This window comes from Mesorhizobium sp. IMUNJ 23232 (assembly GCF_044326205.1).
Lineage (GTDB): Bacteria > Pseudomonadota > Alphaproteobacteria > Rhizobiales > Rhizobiaceae > Kumtagia.
On the sequence record NZ_JBIRCY010000125.1, the window covers coordinates 1 to 7,560 of the forward strand.

The 7,560-nt window shown below is 63.0% G+C and carries 9 protein-coding genes and 1 pseudogene; 4 read left to right on the forward strand and 6 right to left on the reverse strand.

Annotated elements, in window-relative coordinates; genetic code table 11:
- Both ACH196_RS37350 and radA read right to left on the reverse strand, forming a co-directional pair.
- A partial coding sequence (locus tag ACH196_RS37350; RefSeq protein WP_396651872.1) for a CvpA family protein occupies positions 1 to 604 on the reverse strand: 604 nt, incomplete at its 3' end.
- Positions 605 to 645: 41 nt separating this feature from the next.
- Positions 646 to 2,037, reverse strand: coding sequence for a DNA repair protein RadA (gene radA / locus ACH196_RS37355; RefSeq protein ID WP_396651873.1), 1,392 nt, complete (start codon positions 2,035 to 2,037; stop codon positions 646 to 648).
- A gap of 90 nt (positions 2,038 to 2,127) precedes the next feature.
- Between radA and ACH196_RS37360 the strand changes: the two genes are divergently transcribed.
- A complete protein-coding gene (locus tag ACH196_RS37360) occupies positions 2,128 to 2,496 on the forward strand; it encodes a hypothetical protein (RefSeq protein ID WP_396651874.1) in 369 nt (122 codons plus the stop codon).
- On the opposite strand, the gene ACH196_RS37365 is transcribed toward ACH196_RS37360, so the two are convergent.
- Together ACH196_RS37365 and ACH196_RS37370 are read right to left on the reverse strand one after the other, a co-directional pair.
- Entirely contained in the window at positions 2,478 to 2,735 is a 258-nt protein-coding gene (locus ACH196_RS37365) for a type II toxin-antitoxin system Phd/YefM family antitoxin (RefSeq protein WP_349006448.1), read from the reverse strand. The genes ACH196_RS37360 and ACH196_RS37365 overlap by 19 nt on opposite strands.
- 77 nt (positions 2,736 to 2,812) lie before the next feature.
- Positions 2,813 to 4,303, reverse strand: coding sequence for a replicative DNA helicase (locus ACH196_RS37370; RefSeq protein ID WP_396651875.1), 1,491 nt, complete (start codon positions 4,301 to 4,303; stop codon positions 2,813 to 2,815).
- Between the two features lie 296 nt (positions 4,304 to 4,599).
- Between ACH196_RS37370 and ACH196_RS37375 the strand changes: the two genes are divergently transcribed.
- Positions 4,600 to 5,184, forward strand: coding sequence for a hypothetical protein (locus tag ACH196_RS37375; protein ID WP_396651876.1), 585 nt, complete (start codon positions 4,600 to 4,602; stop codon positions 5,182 to 5,184).
- A 27-nt stretch (positions 5,185 to 5,211) separates the two neighbouring features.
- Here ACH196_RS37375 and ACH196_RS37380 read toward each other — a convergent pair whose 3' ends face one another.
- Positions 5,212 to 5,442: a DUF1127 domain-containing protein gene (locus tag ACH196_RS37380; protein ID WP_396651877.1), complete on the reverse strand. Its 231-nt coding sequence runs from the start codon at positions 5,440 to 5,442 to the stop codon at positions 5,212 to 5,214.
- Between the two features lie 107 nt (positions 5,443 to 5,549).
- On the opposite strand from ACH196_RS37380, the gene gcvA reads away from it, so the two are divergent.
- On the forward strand, positions 5,550 to 6,476 hold the full coding sequence (gcvA, locus tag ACH196_RS37385) for a transcriptional regulator GcvA (protein WP_396651878.1): 927 nt from the start codon (positions 5,550 to 5,552) through the stop codon (positions 6,474 to 6,476).
- Positions 6,477 to 6,540: 64 nt separating this feature from the next.
- Positions 6,541 to 7,251: an HAD family hydrolase gene (locus ACH196_RS37390; RefSeq protein ID WP_396651879.1), complete on the forward strand. Its 711-nt coding sequence runs from the start codon at positions 6,541 to 6,543 to the stop codon at positions 7,249 to 7,251.
- A 172-nt stretch (positions 7,252 to 7,423) separates the two neighbouring features.
- On the opposite strand, the pseudogene ACH196_RS37395 reads toward ACH196_RS37390, so the two are convergent.
- Positions 7,424 to 7,560, reverse strand: a pseudogene (locus ACH196_RS37395) (alpha/beta hydrolase); the annotation flags it as partial.

Sequence of the window (7,560 nt, forward strand, 5' to 3'; positions counted from 1 at the left end):
GTGCGGCGTCGGCCGGCGGCGCTTCAGGCGCTGGCTCGGCGGGCGGCGCGTCCGCCGCCGGGGCTTCGGGCTGCTGCGCGTCCGGCTCCGCTTCGTCGGGGATTATCTTCTTTGGAAGCAGGCTTTCCGGATTCGCCGGCAACAGGCCTTCCAGCCAGTTGCCGATGCTTTCCAGCATCGGCCGCGACTTGGCGTTGGCGATCGACGGCGGTTGCTGGCCGCCGACCAGCCCCTTGAACAACAGCAGGGCGACCGCGACGACCAGCACGCCGCGCGCCGCGCCATAGAGGAAGCCCAGCGTGCGGTCGAGCGCACCGATGCGCGAATCGATGATCAGGTCGGCGATCTTCATGGTGATCAGCGAGACGATGATCAGCGCCACGATGAACACGATGCCGGCGGCCGCCACCATGGCGAACAGCTCGTTGTCGAGATAGGGCTCAACGTAGGGCAGCACGGGCTTGTAGAAGAAATACGCCGCCGCCGCCGCCGCGACCCACGAGACGATCGACAGCACCTCGCGTGAAAAACCACGGACCATGGCGAGCATGGCGGAGACGAGCGTGAAGCCGACGAGGACTCCGTCAAGCAGCGTTATCGGCATTCAATCCCCACTTCATGGCCCGTCGCGCCGCCCGCTTCCGATCAGTCGTCCGTGTCGCGTCTGAGCGAACCGGCGATCCGGATAACCAGGTCCGTCAGCGTCGCGGGCTGGAATGCCGCTGCGCCGATGCCAGGTTCCTCGCTGCCGCGCGGCAGGACCGCCTGTCCAAAGCCCAGCTTTTCCGCTTCTTTCAGACGCTGCTGCGCATGCGCAACCGGCCTGATCGCACCCGAAAGGCTGATTTCGCCGAAATAGACGCAATCGGCGGGAAGGGCAAGGCCGGTAAGCGACGAGACCAGGGCCGCCGCGACCGCCAGATCGGCGGCAGGCTCGGAAATCCGGTAGCCGCCGGCTACATTCAGATAGACGTCATGCGTGCCGAAGCGCACGCCGCAATGCGCCTCCAGCACGGCGAGCACCATGGCGAGCCGCGCCCCGTCCCAGCCGACGACGGCGCGGCGCGGCGTGCCGAGCGAGGTCGGCGCCACGAGCGCCTGGATTTCCACCAGCACCGGCCGCGTGCCCTCGATGCCGGCGAACACCGCAGCCCCCGGCGCTTTCGCATGCCGCTCGCCGAGGAAAAGCTCGGAGGGGTTCGATACCTCGCGCAGCCCCTTGTCGGACATTTCGAACACGCCGATCTCGTCGGTCGGCCCGAATCGGTTCTTCACCGTGCGCAGGATGCGGTAGTGGTGCCCGCCTTCGCCCTCGAAATACAGCACCGCGTCGACCATATGCTCGACGACGCGCGGGCCTGCGATCTGCCCCTCCTTGGTGACATGGCCGACCAGCACGATCGCCGCGCCCGTCGATTTTGCGTAGCGGATCAGCGTCTGCGCCGCCGCGCGTACCTGCGTCACGGTCCCCGGCGCCGATTCGGCAGCGTCGGTCCAAAGCGTCTGGATCGAATCGAGGATGACGAGGTCTGGCCGCTTGCCGTCGGCGATGGTGGCCAGAATATCCTCGACATTGGTTTCTGCGGCGAGTTCCACCGATGAATTCGCGACACCGAGCCGCTGGGCGCGCAGTCTGATCTGCGCGACCGCCTCCTCGCCCGAGACGTAGACGATGCGGTGGCCCTTGCTGGCCAGCGCCGCGGCCGCCTGGGTCAGCAGCGTCGACTTGCCGATGCCCGGATCGCCGCCGACCAGCAGCGCCGAGCCTCGGACAAAACCGCCGCCGGTGGCGCGGTCGAGTTCGGAAATTCCCGACGCAATGCGCGGCGCATCCTCGATCTCGCCGGAAAGCGACGTCAGAACGACGGCCCGCCCCTTGCGCGTCGAGCGCATCGACGCCGGCCCGCTGCCGATGCCGCCGGCCGTGCCTTCCTCGACCAGCGTGTTCCACTCGCCGCAGGCCTCGCACTTGCCCGCCCAGCGCGACGTGACGTTGCCGCAAGCCTGGCAGATGAACTGGACGCGGGATTTGGCCACCTACGACGATCTCGATACCAGACGGGCGCGTTTCTTGCGAAGTTCCTTGACGAAAGCCATGCGTAGATCTCGAAAGAAGTTGGCGGGTAGATGGCCATAGGCGACACTCGATGCGTCGCCCGGCTTCGAGAATCGGATATCAAAACCAGGCCAGATGAATTGATTGGCTTCCGAAAGAACGATCCAGGATCGCTCGTCATCCAAGCCGAGGCGGTGTTTGGTGTCTTGAGGAATCTCGAGGGCTGGCGCGCCACCAAGCGGACTATGGGATATGGGCAGCACGACTACGGACGTGGCGCCTTCGTCGGTTTCGACAGCGACTATTATGGCACAGGGTCTGTCTTTTCGACCTTCTTCGCGACCGGCATCGTGTTCATTCGCCCACAGATAGCTGTAGCGAATGACCAATCCTGGGATCGGCTTCGGAAGCGCCGCCAAAATCAGCCTTTGTATTCATGATTGAAGGCTTCGGCTTCAGGCGAGGGCTCGCTGGCCTCGATCGCCGCGATCATTTCTTCGGTGAAATCCTCGAGCCGAAGCACCTGCCGATCACGCCGCTTCAACCGACGATACTCCTCGACAGAGACCGTAACCGTCCGTTCCCGCCCGTTGCGCGTGACAAAAACCGGCTGTGTCATGGCCATGTCCTGATAGCGGCCGATATTGCGCTGGAATTCCGCCGAGCTGACCTTGATCATGTCCGTGCCCTTTCATGCATCTTATGCATGTTACATATATTGCATGATTTGCGGAAAATTCCCACCAATCGTCCGGATCACTCATACCTTTCCGGCAAATGAGAATCCTCCGCCAGGTCGAAGAAGCGCGTGAACTCGCCCTGAAAGCCCAGTCCCACGGTACCGGTCGGGCCATGGCGCTGCTTGGCCACGATCACCTCGGCCTTGCCACGCGCCTCGTTCATTGCGCCTTCCCATTTGATGTATTCGTCGGTGCCGGGCTTCGGCTCCTTGTTCTTCAAATAATATTCCTCGCGATAGACGAAGATGACCACGTCGGCGTCCTGCTCGATCGAGCCCGATTCGCGCAGGTCCGAAAGTTGCGGCCGCTTGTCCTCGCGGCTTTCCACCTGTCGCGAAAGCTGCGACAGCGCGATGATCGGTACAGCGAGTTCCTTGGCCAGCGCCTTCAGCCCGGTGGTGATCTCGGTGATCTCCTGAACCCGGTTCTCGCTGGCGCGCTTCGATGATCCGGTCATGAGCTGGATATAATCGATGACGATGACGTCCAGCCCGCGTTGGCGCTTCAGTCGCCGGGCGCGCGCCGCGAGCTGGGCGATGGAAATGCCGCCGGTCGAATCGATGAACAGCGGGATTTTCTGCAGCATCTGCGTGCAGCCGACCAGTTTTTCGAAATCGGTTTCGGTCAGGTCGCCGCGCCTGATTTTGGACGAGGGAACTTCCGCCTGCTCGGAAATGATACGGGTGGCGAGCTGTTCGGACGACATTTCCAGCGAGAAGAAGCCGACCACGCCGCCATTCTTCGCCTTGAACGAACCGTCTGCCTGCTGCGCCGGCTCGTAGGCGTGGGCGACGTTAAAGGCGATGTTGGTGACCAGCGAGGTCTTGCCCATGCCCGGGCGACCCGCCAGCACGATCAGGTCGGATGGCTGCAGCCCGCCCATCCGGTTATCGAGGTCGCGCAGTCCCGTCGCGATGCCGGACAGGTGGCCATCGCGCATATAGGCGGCGCCGGCCATGTCGATCGCCGTCTTGATCGCGTCGGAAAAACTCTCGAAGCCGCCGTCATAGCGCCCCGTTTCGGCCAGCTCGAACAGCCGCCGCTCGGCGTCCTCGATCTGCTCCTGCGGCGCCATGTCGACCGGCGCGTCGTAGGCGATGTTGACCATGTCCTCGCCGACCGTGATCAGCGCGCGCCGCGTCGCCAGATCGTAGATGGCGCGGCCATAATCGGAGGCGTTGATGATAGTCACCGCCTCTGCCGCCAGCCGGGCGAGGTAATGCGCGACGGTCATGTCGCCCACCTTCTCGTCGGCCGGCAGGAATGTCTTCATCGTCACCGGATTGGCCATCTTGCCCATCCGGATCAGTTCGCCCGCCACCTCGAAAATCTTGCGGTGCAGCGGCTCGTAGAAATGCGCCGACTTCAAGAAATCCGAGACGCGGTAGAAGGCGTCGTTGTTGACGAGAATCGCCCCGAGCAGCGCCTGCTCGGCCTCGATATTGTTCGGCGCCTCGCGATAAAGCGGTGTTTCCGCAACGCCGAATTTGCGTGCTGCCTCTGCCATGATTTCCTCGATCTAGCCCGCCTCTCGGTAGCAGAAGCAGTCGGCACCGAGTCAATGTCGGCCGTCTCCATCTTCCCCCTTTCCGGCATGCCCTCCACAGTCCCGCCTGTCATCCACAGGACGCTGTTCCCAACCCGTGAAACCCGCTTGACTCGCCATCTCCACGCGTAGCAGATGGATAAGAACATATCAAGAACATTTCAAAGGAATCGCACTTGGATTTTTACGGGCGCGGATTGGCTTCGGCCCCTATTCGTGCTTTCCTTTTTGCACTGCACAGTTTTGGGAGAGGCCTGATGGAAACCGGACGCGTCGCACTCTTCGCAGGTCTCATGGCCGGCGCTGTGCTGGCATTTTCATCCGCCTCCGCGCAGACGGCTCCCGAAAAGAACCTGGTCGAGTTGTTCGAGAAGGTCAAGGCCGAAGGCAAGGCTGGCATCGCGCACAAGACAAAGCTTGTCGACGCACGCCCGGCGGTAGCCGGCGAGGTCGTCGTCACCATCATCAAGGGCGAAGGCGTGGAGACCAAGTCCAAGCCGGCCGAAGCCGGGGACTGGGTGGTGCGCAACAGGTGCCCGGAGACCGGCAACGAGGAAATACTCGTCAAGGCAGCAAAATTCCCGACACGCTACGGCGAGCCCCGGTCGGAGCCCGACGCGCAGGGCTACCGCAGCTTCGCGCCGAAGGGCGGCGACATGGGCTATTTCATCGTTTCGGCGGAGATCGGCGAATTCACCTTCAAGGCGCCGTGGGGCGAGCAGATGGTGGCCAAGCCCGGCGACGCCATCGTGCAAGTGCCTTCCGACCCGAGTGACACCTACCGCATCGCCGCCGCGTCCTTCGCCTGCACCTACGAGATCGTGACTCCAGCCAAGCCTTGACGTTGCGGCGCGGGGAACGCCTGAAATCTAGCGCCCGAGCGTCCGCAAGCTGATCCGGTTCATCTCGCTGTCGATCCGCGCAGCGATGTCGCGGCGCTCTAGGCCTACGTCCTGCAGGTCGTGATCCGACAGTTTGTCGAGTTCCTCGATCGCCTGATGCCGCGAAATCGACGCATGCAGGAATTCCAGCAAACGCAGCGCGAGAGACGACAGCCGGGAATCCCGGTGCCTGTGGGTTGAAACGGTCAGGGCGGACATCTCAAAAGCCTTTCAAGGACTATCGTGTAGCCTCAAAATACGCCGTTGAAATGAAAAGGAAAAACGAGCAATATTTGAACCATCTATGAATTTCGTTTGAAGATGCCATGACGCTCCAAATCCCAGGCACGCGTGCGTTAAAAGTGTTCGATGCGGCCAGCCGCCACCTGAATTTCTCGCGGGCGGCTGCGGAGTTGGGCCTGACGCCCGCTGCCGTCAGCCATCAGATCAAGGAGACCGAGGACCAGCTCGGCATGGCGCTGTTCGTCCGCAACAGCCGCAGTATCCGCTTGACCGAGGCCGGTGTGGTTTTCCACGAAGCGGCGGTCGAGGCGCTGGACGGCCTTGCCAAGGCGGTGACGCGGGCGAAAAAACTGTCGCGCGGCGTCATGCAGCTCAAGCTGACGCTCGACGGGACATTTGCTTCCAAATGGATGGTGCCGCGGCTCGACCGGTTCCGGGCAAAATGGCCGGACATCGATCTGCGTTTCGACATCTCCTACGACCTTCGCGATTTCGACCACGACGATGTGGACATCGCGGTCCGCTTCGGCGCCGGCAAATATCCCGGCGTCACCACCCACAGGCTGTTCGACAATGTGATCTTCCCGGTGTGCAGCCCGCGCCTGCTGAAATCCGGACCGCCGCTGAAGGTGCCGCGCGACCTGCTGCGCCACACGCTGGTCCACATCGAATGGTCGCGGCAAGGCGTCACCTGGCCGAACTGGCGCATGTGGATGGCGGCCGCCGGCGTCGAGGATTTCGACGACAGCCGCTGCGTGCTGTTCACCTCCTCGTCCTATGTCACCCAGGCGGCGATCGAGGGCAGCGTCGTCGCGCTCTGCGATTTCTCGATGGTTGCAACCGACCTTTCGGAAGGCCGGCTGGTGCGGCCTTTCGACCTCGGCATAAAGATGGCGCCGGAATACGCCTATCACCTGGCCTATCCGACCGCGGCGGCCGACGATCCGCGCATCGTCCTGTTCCGAGAATGGATTCTGGAAGAGGCGCGGCAGGCGTCGCTGGAAAGTTGATCGAGGCCGCCGGTTGTCTTGCCGCGCGCCGCGCGATAGGCCGTGCCGAAACGATGAGACACCGATGGCTGCGGTAACCACGATCGGCTTTGACGCCGACGACACGCTCTGGCAGAACGAACAGTTCTTCCGGCTGACGGAGGAGCGGTTCCAGGCGCTGCTCGCCGAATACGCCGCGCCGGACGACCTGGTCTTCCGGCTGCTGGAAGCGGAAAAACGCAACCTCGCGCATTACGGCTTCGGCATAAAGGGATTTACGCTGTCGATGATCGAGACGGCGGTCGAGGTCACCGAGGGCAGGGTGCCCGCCGCCGTGATCGCCCAGATCCTCGAGGCCGGCCGCGAGATGCTGTCGCATCCGGTCGAGACCTTGCCGCACGCCGCGGAAACGCTTGCAGGGCTGGCGGGCGACTACCGCATCGTGCTGATCACCAAGGGCGACCTGTTCGACCAGGAGCGCAAGCTGGCGCAGTCCGGTCTGGGCGATTTTTTCGACGCGGTCGAGATCGTCAGCGACAAGTCGACGGCCACCTACGAGCGTATCTTCGCCCGCCACGGCGACGGCGCCGAACATGCTATGATGATCGGCAATTCGCTGAAATCCGACGTGGTTCCGGCGATCCGGGCTGGAAGCTGGGGCGTCTTCGTCCCGCATCCGCTGACCTGGGTGTTCGAGCATGTCGAGCCCCCGCTCGGCGAGCCGCGCTTTCGCGAACTCGTCCACCTCGGCGAATTGCCTGAGTTGCTGGAGAAGATCGGTAGCGTCTCGGTTTGAATGTCGGGTTCCGGCCCTATCCAGGCAGCAACGACGATGATTGCTATTGCCCAAAAGCCGACACTCGAATTGCAATATCTTTCCTTTCTTGGATCGCGAGACTGGCCCAGGCGTGCCTATTCCTCAGGACGAGCGTTGGGCTCCCGGCACGAAGGCGCCGGGAGCCCAATCGTCATTTCACAAGCGCGGCCTTTTCAATGACCGCGGCGACTTCCTTCGCGTGGACGATGAGCGAAGCATGGCTGCCGGCGACTTCCGTCGTCTGGGCCTTCATTTCGGCGGCGAAAAACTTCTGGGCCTCGGGTGCGA